General features: G+C 41.4%; 11 protein-coding genes. 6 read left to right on the top strand and 5 right to left on the bottom strand.

What is annotated here, in order from left to right:
* Positions 1 to 95: 95 nt before the first annotated feature.
* The gene (locus CKY02_RS06380) at positions 96 to 2,402 is read left to right on the top strand and encodes an Orn/Lys/Arg family decarboxylase (RefSeq protein ID WP_112894645.1); all 2,307 of its coding nucleotides are present in this window, start codon (positions 96 to 98) and stop codon (positions 2,400 to 2,402) included.
* A gap of 15 nt (positions 2,403 to 2,417) precedes the next feature.
* Here CKY02_RS06380 and tadA read toward each other — a convergent pair whose 3' ends face one another.
* Together tadA and CKY02_RS25595 are read right to left on the bottom strand one after the other, a co-directional pair.
* Positions 2,418 to 2,927 carry a tRNA adenosine(34) deaminase TadA gene (gene tadA / locus CKY02_RS06375; protein ID WP_112894644.1) on the bottom strand — a complete coding sequence of 170 codons (510 nt, stop codon included), beginning with the start codon at positions 2,925 to 2,927 and terminating at the stop codon, positions 2,418 to 2,420.
* Positions 2,928 to 3,271: 344 nt separating this feature from the next.
* On the bottom strand, positions 3,272 to 3,868 hold the full coding sequence (locus CKY02_RS25595) for a gp53-like domain-containing protein (RefSeq protein WP_238399074.1): 597 nt from the start codon (positions 3,866 to 3,868) through the stop codon (positions 3,272 to 3,274).
* A 205-nt stretch (positions 3,869 to 4,073) separates the two neighbouring features.
* Between CKY02_RS25595 and CKY02_RS24405 the strand changes: the two genes are divergently transcribed.
* Positions 4,074 to 4,211, top strand: a complete 138-nt coding sequence (locus CKY02_RS24405; protein ID WP_162120039.1) for a hypothetical protein — start codon at positions 4,074 to 4,076, stop codon at positions 4,209 to 4,211.
* Positions 4,212 to 4,389: 178 nt separating this feature from the next.
* Here CKY02_RS24405 and rtxA read toward each other — a convergent pair whose 3' ends face one another.
* The 3 genes from rtxA to CKY02_RS25585 are packed head-to-tail and all read right to left on the bottom strand — an operon-like array spanning position 4,390 to position 14,977.
* Positions 4,390 to 14,166: an MARTX multifunctional-autoprocessing repeats-in-toxin holotoxin RtxA gene (gene rtxA, locus CKY02_RS06360; RefSeq protein WP_240002019.1), complete on the bottom strand. Its 9,777-nt coding sequence runs from the start codon at positions 14,164 to 14,166 to the stop codon at positions 4,390 to 4,392.
* Positions 14,167 to 14,214: 48 nt separating this feature from the next.
* Positions 14,215 to 14,430 carry a hypothetical protein gene (locus tag CKY02_RS25590; RefSeq protein ID WP_240002017.1) on the bottom strand — a complete coding sequence of 72 codons (216 nt, stop codon included), beginning with the start codon at positions 14,428 to 14,430 and terminating at the stop codon, positions 14,215 to 14,217.
* Positions 14,399 to 14,977, bottom strand: a complete 579-nt coding sequence (locus CKY02_RS25585) for a hypothetical protein (protein WP_240002016.1) — start codon at positions 14,975 to 14,977, stop codon at positions 14,399 to 14,401. The genes CKY02_RS25590 and CKY02_RS25585 overlap by 32 nt, the downstream gene beginning before the upstream one ends.
* Before the next feature lie 944 nt (positions 14,978 to 15,921).
* Here CKY02_RS25585 and CKY02_RS06355 point away from each other — a divergent pair.
* The 4 genes from CKY02_RS06355 (at position 15,922) to CKY02_RS06335 (ending at position 19,812) form a co-directional block, all read left to right on the top strand.
* Entirely contained in the window at positions 15,922 to 16,635 is a 714-nt protein-coding gene (locus CKY02_RS06355) for a phage tail protein (protein WP_112894642.1), read from the top strand.
* 150 nt (positions 16,636 to 16,785) lie between these two features.
* Positions 16,786 to 18,057 carry a phage tail protein gene (locus CKY02_RS26520; RefSeq protein WP_338015645.1) on the top strand — a complete coding sequence of 424 codons (1,272 nt, stop codon included), beginning with the start codon at positions 16,786 to 16,788 and terminating at the stop codon, positions 18,055 to 18,057.
* 491 nt (positions 18,058 to 18,548) lie between these two features.
* Positions 18,549 to 19,376 carry a phage tail protein gene (locus tag CKY02_RS06340; RefSeq protein WP_112894641.1) on the top strand — a complete coding sequence of 276 codons (828 nt, stop codon included), beginning with the start codon at positions 18,549 to 18,551 and terminating at the stop codon, positions 19,374 to 19,376.
* Between the two features lies 1 nt (position 19,377).
* A complete protein-coding gene (locus CKY02_RS06335; RefSeq protein WP_112894640.1) occupies positions 19,378 to 19,812 on the top strand; it encodes a tail fiber assembly protein in 435 nt (144 codons plus the stop codon).
* The last annotated feature ends 491 nt before the right edge of the window (positions 19,813 to 20,303 follow it).

The following is a 20,303-nucleotide window of genomic DNA, read 5'->3' as shown; positions in this document are numbered from 1 at the left end:
AGCCATTATATATCCTCAGTTATATTATGTTTGACAACTAATTCAGCTAACCATACTAAATTCGTCAGGACACTATCTCTCTCAAAGGATAAATCATGATTAATTTAGACATTAACGAACAAAACAAAATTATGGTCGTCAGCAGCCATGTATTTAGTCCGACGACGGCGAATGGTCGTGCCTTTACAGAGTTAATAGAAGCATTAAAAAAGAACAATTTCGCTGTTATCCTGGCTGCTACATTCCAAGATGGTATAGCTACCGTTTCTTCTGACTCCTCACTATGCTGTATTTTTGTTGATTGGACTTCAGGAGATAATAACTATGAATCTCATAAACAAGTCTTAGAATTACTGAAAGAAATACGCAGACACAATACAACCATTCCGGTATTGTTGACCGCGGAATATTCCAGCATCGACACACTGACACTTGAAGTCATGGGATTGGCAGATGAATTCGTCTGGATGCTTGAAGACACGGCTGGATTTATCGCCTCTCGCGCCAGTTCGCTAATTAAGAAATACTATGCTCAATTATTACCGCCTTTCACTCGTGCATTACTGCAATACACCCAAGAATCACCAGAATATTCCTGGACTGCTCCTGGGCATCAAGGTGGTGTTGCACTGACTAAGACAGCGGCAGGAAGAGAATTAATTAATTTCTTTGGGGAAAATTTATTCCGAAGTGATATTGGCATAGAAAGAAAAATACTTGGCTCACTGCTAGATCATACAGGTGCTATTAAAGAATCAGAAGAATATGCCGCAACGATTTTTGGTGCCCATCAAAGCTATTGCGTTCTTAACGGCACTTCGGGTTCTAACCGTATTATCATGGGTGCCATTATTGGTGAGAAAGAGATTGTTATATGCGATCGCAATTGCCATAAATCTATTGGACAAGGTTTAATCATGACTGGAGCTTTGCCCGTATATCTTATTCCTCAACGCAATCGCTATGGTATTATTGGCCCCATTCCCAGAGATCAATTTCAACCAGAATATATCCAACAACTCATTGATCAACACCCATTAAAAGCGATCGCGATAGACAATAAGCCTGTTTATGCGGTCATCACCAACTGTACTTATGATGGAATATGTTATCACGCAGAACAAGCACAAGATTTACTAGCAAAAAGTGTTGATCAAATTCATTTTGATGAGGCCTGGTTTGCTTATGCGCGTTTTAATCCTATGTATAAACATCGTTACTCAATGCGTGATGACCCAAATGATTTTGACAATAATGGCCCAACAATATTTGCCACTCAATCCACGCATAAGATGTTGGCAGCGCTATCACAATCATCCTATATCCATATCCGCAATGGTAAAAAACCCGTTGAACATTCCCGTTTCAACGAGTCTTATATGATGCACTCCACAACTTCACCGCTATATTCGCTTATCGCCACTAATGAAATTGCAGCGGCCATGATGGATGGCCCACAGGGGCAAAGACTAATACAAAACGCGATTAATGAAGCCGTAGACTTTCGTCTGACATTAGCAAAAACCCATCATCAATTTAAACAAAAAGATGATTGGTTCTTCTTACCCTGGAATGCCAGAGAGATTATCAGCGCGGATAGCGGTAAATTAATTCCTTTCCATGAAGCAAACAGAGAACAATTGGCAACGGATCCTGCCTGTTGGGTATTAAAAGAGGGAGACAAATGGCATGGATTTACCAATCTATCAGAAGAATGGTGCCTGCTAGATCCAACAAAAGTCGGTATTTTATGCCCAGGAATGAATGATAATGATGAATTGCTGGAAAATGGCATTCCAGCCGAAATTCTTTCCGCTTATCTCAGTCAGCATGATATTGTGCCGGCACGTACCACCGATTTTATCGTTCTTTGCCTGTTTTCTATTGGCGTCACCAAAGGTAAATGGGGAACATTGATCAATGTATTGTTGAATTTCAAGAAACACTATGACGCTAATACTTCACTTAAACAATGTTTGCCAAAACTCGCGAAGCAATACCCTGAATATTATGAAAATATGGGGCTCAAAGATATTTCGGATAAAATATTCGGGTATATAAAAGAATATGAAATAGATATTGAGCAAAAGAAATCATTTAGCCAATTACCTGAGATAGTGAAACTCCCCCGACAAGCACACCTTGATCATATGGGAGGCCGCACTGAACATATACCACTTAATAAACTGGCAGGGCGCATATCTGCTGTGAGTGTCATTCCTTATCCACCAGGTATACCAATAATCCTACCGGGAGAACGTTTTGGTGATGAACATGCGCCCCGGTTACAATATATTCGCCAACTCGGTGAATGGAATAACAAGTTCCCAGGCTTTGAAAAAATCCTAGAAGGCGCAGAGATGATAAACGGCGAGTACCATATATGGGTACTAAAAGAGTGAATCCATAGGGTATATCTATTGATTTTCTTCCTGCTGTTTTCTGGCGGCTTTTAATACTTTATGTTGCAGCCGACGTTGTTTGAAAAAAGCACTCAACATCGTCGAACATTCCTCAGCAAGCACGCCACTGGTAATATCAATTTGATGATTCATGCCAGGATGGCGCAATATATCAACCAAAGAACCTACGGCGCCAGTTTTCATATCACTGGCGCCATAAACCAGCCGCTGTATTCGGCTATGTATTATAGCGCCAGCGCACATAGTGCAAGGCTCAAGCGTGACGTATAAGGTGGTATTTATCAAACGATAATTTTGTAACTGCTCTCCCCCTTTGCGTAACGCAATAATTTCAGCATGAGCGGTAGGATCATGCGCGATAATAGACTGATTCCAACCTTCCGAGATGATTTTATTATCAGCAACCAATAGAGCACCAACAGGTATTTCCCCCTGCTCCCACGCCTTTATTGCTCGTTCGATGGCCTGCTGCATCCAATATTCATCACTATATTTTTCAGTCACTGCGGTATCTCATTTGATTACATCAGGGACAATTATAACGATTTGTTTTACCTATTTTCCAGATATATACCCTATGGATTTCAAGATGGATCGCGACGGCAAGGGAGCGAATCCCCGGGAGCATAGATAACGATGTGACCGGGGTGAGTGATTGCAGCCAACAAAGAGGCAACTTGAAAGATGACGGGTATATTTACTTATCATTCCACTGAAAACATATCGGAGACCATTTTATCTACTTTCTGTCACTGTAATATAGCCAAAATCAATTCACATAATATATTTTAAAATAAAACAAATAAAGCCGAAATAAATTCGGCTTATTTTTATTTTTCAATTATTAATTAATAACCGATTGCGAAATAATCTCCATATACATAAGTATCATTAACAGATAACCTGATTTCACTTCCATAAGCATTAATCGTTCGCGCGGCAACCCAAGAGTTAAAAGTATTCAATGTCCCGTTAGGTGCTGCTGACATCGGAAATATCCAATCACCAACAGGTGACATAAAAACCTTCAGACAACCATGCTTAAACGGTGTTGGTAAAATAACTTTGTTTATCGCTAATGGAGTAAAATTATGTCTTCCCCATTGAAGTATTAATCCGCCCGGCAGTTGTTGATAACCATTATGAGATAAACTACCGGGGAATTTTTTGTTCGCGTGACACTCTAATGAATCAGCAAAAGTCTTATTAAGTGTTGTCAAATCACCATTATCCAAAACATCCTTTCCACACTGCGTGGACATAAAATTAGCCACGACAGAGGCTATTGTTGATGATTGTCGTAATGCCTTATTTAACATATGAGTAGTAATACCTTCTGGAGGAAACCCAGTTTGTAAATTCTGACTTTCTTCGTATCTTTCTTGACTGACTACATTAGCGTTATTACCAATAGAAAATGCTTTAAAATCATTCTTATTACTCATTTATTCCCCTTACAAAAAAATAATAGATTTCATTTACTAAAAACTTATTTACATAGAAACATTCAAACACAAAGATAACATTAATATAAAAACAAGCAATGAATATATTTTAATCATTATATTATTAAAGAAAGTATATACCCTATGGATTTCAAGATGCATCGCGGCGGCAAGGGAGCGAATCCCCGGGAGCATAGAGAACTATGTGACCGGGGTGAGTGAGTGCAGCCAACAAAGAAGCAACTTGAAAGATGACGGGTATAGCAAAATAAACCGACACCACCTCAAAAATAATAGCATTACATATATCCACCAAAAAAATCCCAATACACCATCGAAATAAACAATTCATTAAAACAATCAGAAATATTATTGCTTCTTACATTCTTATAATAAATTCCACATTAACAAATAAAACTCAGAAATAATTACCAACTAAAACTTCACAAAAAAATAGCCCACATTTCTGTGAGCTATTTTTATTTCTACGACAATTATTCTACTGATTTACAGCGAGCTAATTAGGCAAATTTCCCCTTACCAATAGTGACATCGGTCCATGCCGCGGCAACAGCAACTCTCGCCTTACTGTCCAGACTTTCAATAAAACCATTATCGCCCACTGTCGGGGAAAAACTACTCATTGCCTGAATCAATGAATCAACCGCATTGTCAGAAAGTGCCGTAAATTCATGCTCGCCTGATTTGTCTTTATCCCCCATCTGCGTCACTAATTTGGCACGATGACCATTAAAGTAATCATTAAAGGTAACTGAACCCACCGATTCAAAGATCCCCTGAGCCGTGTTGTCCTGAGTATGACGGTTCACTGACAGCACCAAATCATATCCACTGCGCTGGAACCATAAGTCTTTCCAGTCAACACCGTTAAACAAGATCATATCTTCTGCGTTGATATCGTTAACCCGGTTATCAATCACTTCTGCGCCGACCACAAAGCTATCGACACCTGCTCCCCCCTGGAAGCTGTTCTGATAACCGCCCAGCACTAACAAATCCTGACCCTCACCGCCGTTAAACTGGCTGAACTTCGAGATCGCAGCGGCTATCAAGTGATCATCGCCTTCTCCGCCATTAATCATCGCATGGTAGCCCATCAGCTTAATCGTATCATTGCCGGAATAACCATCAATCCGGTTGTCATTACCAAACACTCTGGCAAAGTCATTGCCTTCACCTAAATCAACCCGGTTGTTATTGCCGATGGTCACCGTGTAGTCCTGACCTGCCCCAGCATCCACCCGGTTATAGTTACCGGAAGTCACGACGTAATCCCGTCCATTACCCGCATCAATCAGGCCGCCTTCACCAAAAACAAACGTCTGGTCATTGCCTTCGCCCATAAAGACATGGTTAATCCGTCCGGCCACCACGGCGGTATCATCGCCATTTCCGCCAAACATCCAGTTTTCACGCCCCATGAGAACGCCCAGATCATTGCCTTCACCGCCAGTAAAGATATTGGATGTGCCTAGTGAGTAATAAACATCATCACCGCGCCCGCCCCAGAAGTTGTTGTTATCACCCAGATAAGCGCCAAGATCTTTACCGTCACCGCCCCAGTTGAAGTTATAGTTCCCCAACGAGACATGGATATCGCCATCCCCTTGCAAATGACCACTATTACGCAGGAAATCAAAGGCTTTCTGCTTCATATTGAGCAGATCCGCTGTCAAGTTTTCTTTCAGGTTAGCCACTAACGACTTCATCTCTTCTTGCTTATTTACGCTAAACATCGTTGCAAACAGGTTAGGCAAATTAAAGCCAAATGCACGTTCCGCGTTGCTATTAGCTTGAGCGCTATTTCCGTTAATGCTCACCACAGCGCCTTGTTCCTGATTTTTATCGGGCGCTTTCTCTTTCAAACCATGATTTTCCGCAAATGCCCTGACCCCATCTTCTCCCGCATTGATGCCGGCCTTCAAACTCTCCAGCAATTTCTCCGGGTTGGTGAAGGCTGCCAGTTGATCACCGCTAAATTCCCTTATCACTTCCAGCATCTCTTTTAGCATAGCCTCGCCATCAACAGGCTTGCCCGTGCGGGAAACAATACGGCCATCCGCGGTGTAGTCCACACCAAAAATATCCGCCAAGGTGGTATCCGCACCCACCTCCGATAATCGGCCAAGCAGCTTATTCTGAAGCTGACGCGGTAAATCCTGCAAGGTATAGGTGAAGGTTGTTTTCGCCATACCCGTTGCCGAGTATTGCTGGGTCATCAGACCAAACAGTGAACCCAGATTGGTATCCAAAATTGACTGAATATTGTCACCGAACGTAAAGTTCCAGTTGCCGGTCGTAACCTGAATATCAGCGCCACGTCCGCCAACAGCAAAGTTGAAGGCCAGCTTCTGATTAGCCTGACGGAGTTTATCTGCCCGGCTCATTTTGCCCATTTCAATGCTATTGCCATTTTCACCTAACCACTGATTAAATTTCTTATTCAGGGCTGATTCGGCGTCATATTGCAAACCACGGCTGCTACGTTCATGTTGCGAGTCCAAATTAAGCAGCGTTTTGTAATCCACGCTACTGGTTTGGTCTAAACCAGACATATCACGCACAAATTTCCTCGCGCCGGCCATGGTCCATTGCTGATCTTGTGCCGCTAACCAATCCTGCGTGTCACCGGAACGGGCAATACCTTTCAATACATCAGCAATACGGGCAGCACCATCAAATGGATTGACCAGCGGTGGCGTTGGGATAGATTTATCCATCATCACAATCAAGTCATTACTGCGTCCTTGATTGAAGCTGACATTACGATTACCGATAAACATCTGCGCACCTTCAAGCGCCTGATAACCGCCTATATCAAAGCTATGTTTGCTATCACCATGACCAATATGAACCATCACATTGTTGTCACCGAAAGCCAGAGATTTGAAACCACCGGTTCCCACTTTAATGCCGACGTTCGAGGTTCCCCAATTCAGCGCCGTAAACTCTCCTTCACCTACATCTACTTGGATATTACCGGAGTAACTGAGCTGACGATGCGAGTTATCGTTGGAATTAACCTTTTCACGCTTTTGCGGCTCAATGAAAGTTTCTGTGTTATCTGCAATTTCCCCTTTGGTAACCAAATCAGCCTCCGTATACCCGACTTTAGAGAAGTCGATATCGCTTTCAGCAATACCACGACGAACCTGTTCGGTATGCGTTATCAGTTTATTCTCCGCATTCAAGCTCAAGACGATTTTGTTATCAGGCGAGTTGTTAACCCATTGGTTATTTTCGTCACGGGTAAATTTACGACCTGTTGCGTCAACCGCGACTTCGCTACTACGGGCTGACACATCACTGCGAATACCTTGTTTATCCAACTCAGTAATAAAGCGACGCGCAAAGCCATCCCGTTTATCATCACTCATCAGTGAACACCCCACCAGACTGATGTGATCGGGTTTGCTGATGGCCTGTTTGCCCAGCTTAGCCGCCTGATAAAACTGATTTAGTTTCGTCGCCAATTCATCAGCGCTGTAACCACTCAGACGAATGTTATTCTGCTCTGACGTATCACGACCATGACCGACAACCTGCCAACGTAATTTATTTGATAATTTAGACAGATCGCCATAAACAACACGATATTTACCGTTGGCGTCGAGTTGAATAACCACGCTGGAATCCGGGTGTTTACCCGCCAGATTAGCGGCTGCTCTGGCGGCTATCGGGTCATCTTCCATCTGAAGAATAATCTGACCAGCAAAGCGGGTTTCACGACCATCAGTCTGTGGCGTTACGTCCACCGTTTGCCAACCATCAACGGACTTTTTCAGATGACTATCGCCGATAATAGTCGGTTCTACCCCTTTATTTTTGCCAGATAACCCCTCTAAGTCTTCCACCGCAGGGCGGCTTTGTGGTTTTACCACCGCATACTTCTGATAAAACTCTTGAGTTTCTTTAAACGCGTTATCCAGCGCCTGATTGACCCACACCTTACCCGATTCCCCAGCAATATCTGCCAGATCCTGATAATTAGCCGTGTAGCTGTTCAGTATCTGTTTACGTTTTCCCTCATCAGTTGTTTGTAATGCCTGATAAACCACCAGACTTTCGTTGACAGAGTGACCACCATCAAATACCAAAAACGCCAGCGTATTGAGATAGCTCTGCCCGGTTGAGAAGTCGGGTTGCTTGCTGGCAATATAGTCATTGAGGTGAACCATGATATTGGTCGAGCCAGACGCTCCTGTCACCACAGACTGGCCTTGCGCCAATGCATTACTCTCAAATGCAGTTTCCCGTCCGGGGGTCAAGATTCGACCTGCCGCGACCTTTCTACCATACAAAAAGTCGTCATGTTTATTATTCGCAGGTTGGTAGGGCAACGCCGTGCCATAATCATTGGTCTGCTTTTCCGTAATTTTTACTTTGTACTTAACATCCTCCGCATTCGGCCCGGCAGTCAGTTCAGTACTGGTTGAACGAGCTTTGGTGATCACGTTCAGATAGAAAGAATCCCCTTTTTTCTTCCAGTCAGCAACATCCATCCCCATTCCCGGTGTGGTCGCCATTTTTACTGCCAGAAATGGCACCTTAATCACAGAGAAACCATCATCAACCTGAGTCATCATGATTTTGAAATTGTCAAAATCCGGTTTGCCCAGGAATGTCGTCACCTCAGGCACCCGGCTGAACCAAGGGCGAAAATCCTTATCAATAGCCTCGGCAAAAGATTTCATCTTTTTATCAATTGCCCCGTTACGTTTCTCGCCTTCAGGATAAAGATCACCTATCCACCGCTCAAAATCTTCTACCAAGAAGTTACCTGTTCGTTCAGCGGTATTTTTCGCCTCTGGTGAAGCCGTTTTCACCAGTTCATAAGCCAGTTCAGAATCAAAATGGCGACCAAACAGGTTATCAATATATTGTCCAGTAGCCTTCTCTCTGTTGGCATCAGTCAATAGCTGTTGAGCCAGCGTGTGCAATTCAGGATATGTTTGCAACTGGGCAACAGCATCCTTAAATAATTCTTTGGTTTTTTCATTTGTCACTTGCCCGGTAAGCCAAAGTTTTCTGGCACGTTCAATCAGCGGCTTGCCTGCTGGGATAGCTTCCTGTTGTAATCGGCTGACGAAAACGATAAGGCTTTCGTTTTCTGTCTTAGGTGCTTCCCGCTCTGCTACAGAGTTAGTCTGGGTTAATGGCTTAATTTGCAAATCAGTGAGACGATTAATTTCGCTTTGTGCAATATCGCCTTTCAGGCCCACCACACGGCCAATCCCATCGAACGATACCTGCTGTCCAAACTGCGCAACCTGCTCAGGGGGCACCGTGATACCCAAAATCCCGGCTGACTCAGCTCTCTGGGCCTGAATGTGAGCAACCAGCTCACCCATCTCAAAACGTAAGCTTTTCACCAGCTTGCTACGTTGAGTGAATTCCTTGGGATCATGCTGCTGCCAATGCGCCAATGTTTGTTCAAGCTGCAATACATGCTGTTCATCGGGCTGCTCGACGGTACGGTTAAAAGCCTCACGCACGGCCACCAGCGCCTTACTAGGCAAATCGGTATTTATCGAACCAAGACGTCTTTTAGTCGAATCAATAAACCGCTTATCATTCTTCTTCAGTAAGATAAGTTCTAATTTTTTAAGTACAGAAGAATGAGATCTAGGGTTATTTCCCCCTAATCCTTGCAGATCAATACCTGAAATCGTCGGCGCTTTTCTGATTAATTCTCTGGATTTATTTAAAGTTGATTTCACCGCGCCATCGGATGATGTTTCGGTAAACATTGACATGATCGAGGCACCGGTATTTTCTGAGCGCATCCCTTTATTAAGCTGTAACCGATTGACTGCTTGTTGCGCATTATTCAAAGCAGCCAAATCTTCTACTGTTAGTGCCAGATCTTCACTGAGCCAACCGTCAGGTTCAGCTTTTGATGCAGGATCGATATGACTCTTCGATTTCTCCACCTCAATCGGTGTATAAGCGTTTCCAGACAAACCGCTGCCCGCTGCCCCAGTGCGATCCGGTTTAGCATTATCAGCCTGTTTCACGCTTTTTGCATTCTTCTGCGCCTGAGCCGCTTTATTTTGCGCCGCTGTACTATCACTTTCACCACGCTGTTTCGCTTTTTCATACGCAGCATTGGCGTCACTCACCGCTTTATCGGCTCGTTGTTTCTGTAATAATGCCTCTTCTTTTCTCTGCTCCGCTTTTTTCTCAGCGTCTGCAATATCGTCGTCTGCATTATCTAGATTCTCAGCGCTTTTCGTGAAACCTACTTCTGATTTCTTAATGGCTGTTATTACTGTTTCTCGTTTATCAATAAAGTGCTGCTGTGCATCAGCTAATTTTTTCTGTGCAGTAAGTTTGGCATCATTTAATTTATTCTGGATATTATCCAGATATCCACCAGCAAACCGATTACGCCACTCATCACCTGATTTACCATCATAATTTCCATAGTTATTAAGCGCCCCCATACCTTGAGTCAGGGAGAATAGTTCTTCCGTGACTCCCCTAGACTCTTCACTTATTGCATCACGTTGCACTTGACCATTGGTATTCAGCGCAGCCTGATTGGTTGATTCTAGTTGGCCTTGTGATTTTGAAATCGTTTTAAGCTGTTTATCTTTCTCTTGTTCCAGACGCTGACGATTCATCTCCGCTTTTTCTTTATCGCTTAACGCATTTTGCGCGGCTTTATTCTGCTTCGCATGTCTGACAACCGCATCAGCGTGTGGTGATGCCTGATCCTGAGCTGAACCAACATTATCTCCAATCTGCAAGTCATTCTGAATAACGTTAATATCAGGCGTTTCTACCGGGGTTATTGCACCACTCAAGTTGTTCGCCAGATCCGAACTCACTTCATCAATTTTATCCATCTGGAAGCCATCAATGGCGGAAACTTCGGTTAAATTAATCGCCCCTCTACCTTTATTGACGCCAGAAGTATTTGCCTCATCACCACGAATCAGATAATTAATCGCCTGGCTTCCCTCTACATTGAACACAGTTTGTTTAATATTCTCAAACAGAGAAGAGAGATGACTACTTTGTGTGTTGCTCTCTGCAATAGAAAGACTGTAGAAATCACCATTACCCACCTTAATCGCCACATTATTGCGGGCATAAGAGGCATTGATCCCCAGGCCATCGCCAATATGAATATTGGCATTACCTTTGCCTTTCATGATCGCAACATTGAGACCATTTCCAACTTTGGTATTGACGTTATATTCACCCCACACCGCGTTGACCGAAACTCCGTCACCTACTTTGGTATTCACATTCAAGTCGCCATGCGCCGCCGTCACGCTTAAACCATTCCCCACCGTAGTGGTGATATTGGCTTTACCCTTGGCTGCGGTAACCTGCATACCATCACCGACTTTGGTGACGATATTGCCTTTACTCCACAAGGCATTAAAGCTGTCACCGTTACCGACTTGAGTCACAATGTTGTCATCAGCTTTAGCAAGTACCACATTATTCCCATCGCCTACCTTAGTAATCACATTAGCTTTGCCCCAGGCTCCCGTGTAATCATCACCGTTACCAACGTGGGTGATAATGTTAGCATCGCCCTGAACTACCGTGACTTCTCGCATTCCGCCCACTTTGGTAATGATATTCGCTTTACCTTTCGCGAAATTGTAACGGTCGCCATCACCAACATGAGTCAAGATATTAGCCTCACCCCAGACGGCGTTAATCCCTGTACCTTCCCCCACTTTAGTGATGATATTGGCTTTACCTTTAGCGAAACCCACGGTTGTGCCATCACCAATGTGGGTCATGATGTTACCCACATCGGAAATAAGCAGGCCGACCGTCGTCCCATTACCCTCTTTCGTCAGAATATTGCCTTTACCTAATAGCACGGCAGCCGTCGTTGATGCTCCCATATGAGTCACAACGTTAGCCTCGGCCGCTGCCACAACCCCCATAAAACCCTTACCCATTTTGGTGACAATATTGGCTTTACCCAGTGCCAATACCCCAGTTAAGCCTTGACCATAATGCGTCATGATATTCGCTTCACCAAACATGGCCGCCAGCGTGGTCCCGTCACCCACTTTGGTCATCACGTTCAACTTACCGGCAAGCAAGCCAATGCTGGTGCCATCACCTACATGCGAATAGATATTAGCTTCACCCACCATCAAACCTAACGCCAAATCATTGCCCGCTTTCGTCAGGATATTGCCCTGCCCGATCATCGCGGCAAAGGTTGAGCCATTACCGACATGGGTCATCACATTGGCCTCACCGATCATTGCTGCCAAGGTCGTACCATTACCCACTTTGGTAGCGATATTGCCTTTAGCCAACATCAAGGCAACGCTCATCCCATCCCCAACGTGGGTAAACACATTGCCAGCGGCTACCATCAGTGCCAACGCCTTACCATCCCCTACTTTGGTAAAGATATTACCCAGACCACCCATCAACGCCCATGCATCACCCTTGCCAACATGGGTAAAGATATTGCCAGCCCCAATCATGGCCGCAATTGCGGTTCCATCTCCCACTTTAGTAAAGATGTTACCTGCTGCTCCCATGACCCCTAATGTCTGATAGTCACCAACATGAGTCAGCACATTACCAATCCCAAGCATAATGCCGGTAGTATCACCATTGCCTACTTTGGTCAGGATATTGGCTCCACCCAGCATCACCCCCGTCGTGCTTCCATGACCAATGTGAGTCAGAACATTTGCGCCACCGCCCATCAGCGCAACAACATCACCTCCTCCTTTTTTGGTGAGGATATTGGCACCGCCCAGCGCAATTGCCGTGGTGTCTGATATTTCATTATCACCCGTAATATGCGTGATGATGTTGGCTCCCCCGAGCATGCCAGAAACCAGATTACCTCCGCCAAGCTTGGTCAACACATTAACACCCCCCAAAAGTAACGAGGAAATACTCCCTCTACCTTTTCGGGTCATGACATTAAAACCGCCGGCACCTAACCAATTAGCGCTGCCCTCACCTATTTGGGTATGGGTGTTATACCCACCCAACATGATGACCCGGCTGTCGCCATTACCTTGGTGGATTGAGATATTGCCAATCGCCAAAAGATGAGCCAGATACCGTCCATTACCGACACGCACCAGAACGTTTGCCGCACCACCGGCGTAAACATCCATTTCCCCACTCCGGCCTTGGTGAACAAGGACATTCGCCAAGCCTGCACCACGGAATGTCAGATTGCCATCCATGCCACTTTTTTCGATGATATTGGCAGCACCTGCGCCTTCAAAATGCGTATTACCCGATCTCGAACTATGAAGAATGACGTTAGCAATCCCATCACCTTCAAAATTAACATTGCCATTTATTACACTGGATTTAATGAGGTTTCCGCCACCCATACCGCTAAAATTAACGTCACCGGAGCTATCACCGATACCCGAAGATGATTTCACCAATTCCTGACGACTATATTCTTCAATATGTTCTAAATGCTCAGAGACACGACGTACAGTATCGACTTGATATTTAAGGTTAGTGAGTGAATATCCCCCCACCTCCATCGAGCTATAACCATTTGCGCGTGAAAAATCTTCATTGGATAAATCACGGGTATGGTCGCCCGCTTTATACCAGGCACTGGCATAATATTTCAGCTCTCCGGTTTTATCATCATTCTTCAATTCCACCACAACCACTTTGGTATATGACTCGACATATTTGGCATAGACATAAGCATTTGATAGACGATTCGATTTCACCGCCGAAACATCCAAGACCGAACCATTAGAATGGATTGAACGCCCATGCATTTTTGCATCAATCAGCTTGATATCTTCTGCTTTAGCGGTGGTTCCGCTGGCATAAGTCACCCACTGATTTTCTCGCAAATCTTCTTCGACAATATGCTGAATAGTAACGGGCTGATGATGTTCAAAGATTAAATTAAAAAGACGATAATCACCATCATTGCTTATATCATCATATCCATTCTCTAAAGAGATATTTTCCGTAGCAAGATTTTTGAGTTGATTACCATTTTTACGCCATGAAGTGGCGTAATAACTCAATTTATCGGTTTTAGGATCATTTTTTAGCTGAACTTTGCTGATCTTAGTATATTTTCCGTCAGCAAACGCAAAGAGATAAGTATTGGGTTCAATCGTTGATTTAATAGCAGTTACTTGCTGAGGCTTCTGGACTCCCATCTTCGCCGTTATTAATACAATTTTCTCCGCGCTAGCGTATCCCAAAGCTTTATTATACGAATCGCTATCCTCACCCATTCTTGATATTTCATTGTAACCACCGGCACCGGAGAAACGGATATTACCATGAGCTATATCAGAATAAATTTTGTTATAACCGCCGGCACCTTAAAATTCGATATTACCGCGAGTCTGTTCATATTTATCTTTACTATTTCGCAAACGTTCAATGCGATTTGATGCTCCAGCACCCTGAAAGATAATATTGCCTTCTCTCCCTTTACGAATAATGTGGTTATCAACCCCAGCACCAGTCAACTTAATATTACCGCTTTCCACCCGCGAACTGATGCTATTTGCTGCCCCTCCACCAACAAATATCACATTTCCCTTGCTTCCTTGCATAACGGTCATGCCAGGTACGGTCAATTTTATTACCCGCCCCTGCGGCATTAAAGTTTAAATCCCCCTGATTAGTTTCGTGCCATAATCCGTTATAACCACCGATACCCTTAAATGCCACATTACCGGATTGACCTTTACGACTGAGGTTGTTATAAGCGGCAGCCCCAGAAAAATTTAGATTACCGCTGCTCCCTCGGTGATCCATGGAAACACCACCCGCCGCGCCAGCAAATGAAATATTGCCATTACCGCTTTTATCAATACTTGCGTAACCCGCGGCACCATGTACCTTCAGATTACTGTCAATATCCACTATTTTTAGATATCCGGCAGCACCCTCTACAGCCTTATCGCCAGAAGTGGCATGGATTGTTGTCTCAAGCGCACCAACGGTAATATTATCATTCCCTCTTTTGGCATAAATCTCCCCTCCCAATCCAATAGCAACAATATTATTCCCACCATCATCATCATCATATTTCCCAGTAAAGAAAAATTCCGCACTACGGTTTGATGATTTCCCCATAAACAATCCCTTAATTAAGCTGAGGTTAAATAGAAAACCACTGCATCTGACAGATACAACAGTTGTTTTGAAAATCTAATTTCCCGCGGATGATACAAATCCCCTGACCTTCCCACGGCAAAAAGCACAATGACAGCAATCAATTAAGCATGTTTTATATAATTTGTTTTAATTCAGGCTGATTGCTGTTTTCAGACACTATCTTATTTATCCCATTGTTCTTTTTGCAACCAAAGAAATAAGAGAGAAAATGCTTTTATTATCACTGGCATCAAAGATGACTTGTTCTAATTTTTTAAACATATTTCTCCCTTAAAAACAAATTTATTCACAAAGACAACCCAACATATCGAAAAATAGAAGCATTAATCCCAAAGATATAATGAGCTTATATCTCTATAAATATGGTCAAATGAATAAGCAAAATAAAATAATAGTTCATCTACAAAAATATCATCTAACAATAATAGTCTGATTTTTTTATAAAAACACAGATAAATCCTTAAAGCATAATATTAACAAAAGAAAAACAAAAATATATCATAAATAAAATTTCTGCTTTCTGGATATAAGAATATTTCAGTTGCTGTCCAGAGCTAACGCCCATCCTTTCATAAAGAAATCTTCATAATCATGATATAACCTCTAATTAAACCGTCGAGATTAATAGTTGTGGTAATATAGTATTCCATTTCCAAATTAATAATTAAGTTACAAAAATAAAGACCTAGCACCAAATGCCTTGGTATATTTTCGATTACAAGATATTAAACTATTTATCGCTACCAATCATACACAAATCATTAATCGTTTAATCTATAATAGCATCTTACCAACCTTTTTTTAGGCTAAACTCTATAGTTGAAATCAATCGCGAGAAATCATGTGTACTATAACCCAAGATATTAATTACAAAACAATGTTATTTAATTTAAGGAAAGCATATGAGTCCTAAAAATGATTTTAAAGCGTTTTCTACTAGCGCCAATGCCAACGTAGTGAGTCAAGAAAGATATGAAGAAAGTCTGAGTTTATATTCTGGATTCCCACCAGATAATGTTCCTATTCACTTATTAAATAAAACATTACGCCAATCATCAACAATAGCCTCTGTAGTCGCTAATTTCATTGCGACACAATCTGGTGAAGATGTTCTTGATGATGGTGATACCGCTAAACTTAATATTCAATTAAATAAGGCGTTACAACAAAAATTTGCAACACAAGTTCCTAATGCCTCATTAATACAGAAAGGTGTTGTTCAACTTACAGATGTGGCTGGCAATAGCAATACACTGGCTGCAACACAGAAACTTGTCTCCGATATCAATAATAATTTGAATCATAGAATTAATCAGCTTCCAGATATGTCTCTTTTTACCGCAAGCTTGATCCAGAATGGCTGGCAAAAATTACCTTCAGGTTTAATTGAAATGTGGGGCATGGTTAATGTGTCTTATGGAGGATATTTAAATAATTTTCCAATACCGTTTCCAAATAAATGTTTAAATGTCACATTAACTCACTATGGTTTTGGTCCCCAAGCAGCAGGAGTATTCTCAGTAATCATAGAAAATCAACGTCAATTTAAATGTTATAGAGGTACAAACGATACACAACCTTTTGTTCTGTCATATTTTAGGGCGATAGGATATTAATTTAATAAAATTAGCATAATCATTTAATTAGAATGGCAAAAAATTATGATCGATAAAAATCATGTATTCAGCACATTAAATAAGGAATCAATTTTACAATAATTCAATATGTTATTTATAAAATTCATTACTTAATCTAAGGAGTATAGCATGAGTCCTAAAAATGATTTTAAGGCTTTTTCTATTAGTATTAATGCTAATGCAGCGAGCCAAGAAAAATATGAAGAAAGTCAAAATTTGAAGACCGGATTTGCACCCGATGGTATTACCACTAATATATTAAATAAGGCATTACGTCAATCATCTACAATATCCTCAGTAGTCGCTAATTTTATCGCGACACACTCTGGCAATGATGTTCTGGATGATGGAAATATAGATAAACTCACCGCTCAATTAAATCAGGCGCTGGAACAGAAAATGATACCAAAAGTTCCCGATGCCTCATTAACACAGAAAGGTATTGTTCAGCTTACAGATGTGGTTGGTAATAGTCATTCACTCGCTGCAACTCAGAAGCTTGTTTCTGATGTCAATGATAATGCTAACAATAGATTAGCCAAAAACCAAAATGGGGCAGATATTCCCAATAAAAATGAGTTTGTGAAAAATCTCGACTTATTGGAAACCGTCAATTTGGCGAAAAATGCTGTGCCGAATAGTAGGAAAATTAATGGTAAATCGCTGACTGGAGATATCAATTTAGCGGCTGGAGATGTGGGAGCATTTAGGCTCGGATTAACAGGAAAATATTCTGTTGATAACCAAGTCCCGTGGAATGTAGATTCAGGGTCATATGACTTACTGCATGCGAAATTTAGTGATCATGTTGTGCACTTCTATAATGGCGCTGGGAATTGTCCGGCTTTTCAGTTGAAAGTGCATTATAAAAACGGGGGTATTGCTTATCGCTCGGCTCGTGATAATTATGGATTTGAAGAAGATTGGACTAGCATTTATACAACCAAAAACAAACCTACTGTAAATGAACTTGGCTTATCAGAAACCGTGACATTGGCAAAAAATGCGGTTCCTAATAACAGGAAAATTAACGGCAAAGCGCTGATTGAAGACATCAATCTGGAAGCCAGAGATGTGGGGGCATATTCACGTTCAGAATCCGACGAACGATATCAAAAGAAAGGCCCTAATCAGGGATGGCGAAAAATAGGAAGGAGTGGAGATAGCGGAAGTAGCATATTACTGAGTCAGGACATACGAGGAAGATGTATATATTTACGTACTGGTAGCCCGGGTATATTTTTACCTTTACAAATGCCTCCGATCGATAATATTTTGGTTGGCACTGGATATGGATCAAAAGGATGGCTCGTTGTGCATTCATCAGACGGAGGAGTGAGGTTATCTATAGTAAACAAAGAGGATTGCCCTGATATTACAGAAATTTATATTGCTGATTAAAACTATGGGCTGCATGGCAGCCCTTTTCCCATTTTGTCTTTATACCCGTCATCTTTCAAGTTGCTTCTTTGTTGGCTGCACTCTCTCACCCCGGTCACATAGTTATCTATGCTCCCGGGGATTCGCTCTCTTGCCGCCGCGATGCATCTTGAAATCCATTGGGTATATACCCGTTATCTTTCAAGTAATAAATGGGACTTTATTAATAAAAATATTATGGCAATCACCCAACCTTCTCAGACTATTAATATAATTAATAAAAATCATTTTCAAACATTAAATGCAAAGAGTTTAGATACATTTTAGATTACAAAAAATTAACATATTCATTACCAACAATTATATAAAAATAGTTAACCCTATAAGTTATAAGAGTATTCCATTATTCTTTTTTCTAACTAGACTATAGCTGGCGTGAATAGGGAAAAATTATTTTTATAAAAATTCACTATATTGCTTATAAAATACACTGCTTAATTGGAGAAAAATATATGAGTCAAAAGAATGATTTTAAGGCTTTTTCTATTAGTGAAAATGCAAATATAATGACCCAAGAAACATATGAAAAAGAACAAAAATTACAAACTGGGTTTCCAACAGCAGATATTACCCCTGAACTATTAAATAAGGCATTACGTCAGTCGTCAACCATATCCACTGTCGTCGCTAATTTTATCGCAACACAATCTAGCGAAGATGTTCTGGATAATGGGGATATAGATAAACTCACCGCCCAATTCAAGAAAGCCTTAGAACAAAAAAACACAACAGAAACTCCCGATGCCTCATTAACAGAAAAAGGAATTGTTCAGCTCACAGACCAAATAGGCAACAGTAATACACTTGCTTCAACTCAGAAGCTTGTTTCTGATGTAAATGATAATGCTAATAATCGACTGGCAAAAGACCAAAACGGTGCAGACATTCCTGATAAAGCTGCATTTATAAAGAACCTTGGTTTATCAGATTCAACAAATATAACGATAGGGAATGGTGAAAATCAGGTACCTAATATGTCGTTTTTCACCGCTAACCTGAATCAGGTCGGATGGCAAAAATTACCTTCGGGTTTAATTGAAATGTGGGGAATAGCATCAGTTAAAGGCAATGCTTATGCCGAAGCTGGTGCTTTAAATAACTTTCCAATCCCATTCCCGAATAAATGTCTCAACGTCACGTTAACTCACGTTGGTAACGCTCCTCAACATGCTGGAACATTTTCACTAATGACGGTCAATAATGCCCAATTCCAATGTTTTAGCAGTATTCCAAATTTACAAATTCCTGTAGCAGCATTTTATAGAGCAATAGGGTATTAATATGAACGATAAAAACTATGTATTTAGCGCATTAAATAAAGCATTTTATCCGCTATCATTACAGCAGGATTATATTGCAGCAGGATCATGGCCAAATGATCCTATATCTGTAACTGATGGCATATTCAATAAGTTCTCGGGAATACCTCCCGCCGGAAAAATACTTTCCTATGGAGAAGATGGTCTTCCTTGTTGGGAAGACACTCCACCACCAACAAAAGAGGAATTAATAGCCATAGCGGAAAGCCAAAGAACGCAATTTATATCTCTTGCAAATGAAAAAATAACACCTATTTCCGACGCAATAGAACTTGATATAGCAACAGACGAAGAAATGCGATTACTCAAAGAATGGAAAAAATACCGGGTGATGCTTAACCGGGTTGATACGTCAAAAGCCCCAAAAATTGACTGGCCAATTGCACCATTATCGTAATTAATAAAATGGCCGGGATTCAGACAGAATCTCGGCCTTAATTATTTTATTATTGCTAATACTACAATGGTAAATATTCTGTCATCATACAAGCTATTCTCCACCAAGATTTTTTAGTTCATACGATATTAGTGATCTTGTACGTCATCGAAATTTACTTTCCAGAATAAATCTTTCAACATAGAAATTATTCAAGGTGATTTCCATAAGAGAAAATTAATTATTCAATATATTTTCAATTAAAATGTATTGAATTATACAAGACAGCCCCAAAATAATTAACCCTATAAGCTATAAAGATATTTAATTATTCCTTTTTATCTCTAGACTATGAGCGTTGAGAAATTATCTCTACAATAATTTACCTGATTATCACTTAAATTCAGCTCCCATAGGCGTATACTTAAAATAAGTCTGTGTGGAGGTAAATGAAAATGGCTAAAAATCAGATTCAATTCCAAAAAGGCATTTCTATTCATGAGTTTATTTCA

It is taken from the genome of Photorhabdus bodei, from assembly GCF_003287735.1.
Lineage (GTDB): Bacteria > Pseudomonadota > Gammaproteobacteria > Enterobacterales > Enterobacteriaceae > Photorhabdus > Photorhabdus kayaii.
The sequence above is the reverse complement of the archived record's forward strand: the minus strand, read 5'-3'. Positions and strand labels throughout refer to the sequence as shown.

What these genes read in the sequence shown, in the direction of transcription:
- CKY02_RS06380 (WP_112894645.1), top strand. Translation starts at nt 96, where the DNA reads ATGATTAATTTAGACATTAACGAACAAAACAAAATTATGGTCGTCAGC.
- CKY02_RS25595 (WP_238399074.1), bottom strand. Translation starts at nt 3,868, where the DNA reads ATGAGTAATAAGAATGATTTTAAAGCATTTTCTATTGGTAATAACGCT.
- CKY02_RS25585 (WP_240002016.1), bottom strand. Translation starts at nt 14,977, where the DNA reads ATGGGGAAATCATCAAACCGTAGTGCGGAATTTTTCTTTACTGGGAAA.
- CKY02_RS06355 (WP_112894642.1), top strand. Translation starts at nt 15,922, where the DNA reads ATGAGTCCTAAAAATGATTTTAAAGCGTTTTCTACTAGCGCCAATGCC.
- CKY02_RS26520 (WP_338015645.1), top strand. Translation starts at nt 16,786, where the DNA reads ATGAGTCCTAAAAATGATTTTAAGGCTTTTTCTATTAGTATTAATGCT.
- CKY02_RS06340 (WP_112894641.1), top strand. Translation starts at nt 18,549, where the DNA reads ATGAGTCAAAAGAATGATTTTAAGGCTTTTTCTATTAGTGAAAATGCA.
- CKY02_RS06335 (WP_112894640.1), top strand. Translation starts at nt 19,378, where the DNA reads ATGAACGATAAAAACTATGTATTTAGCGCATTAAATAAAGCATTTTAT.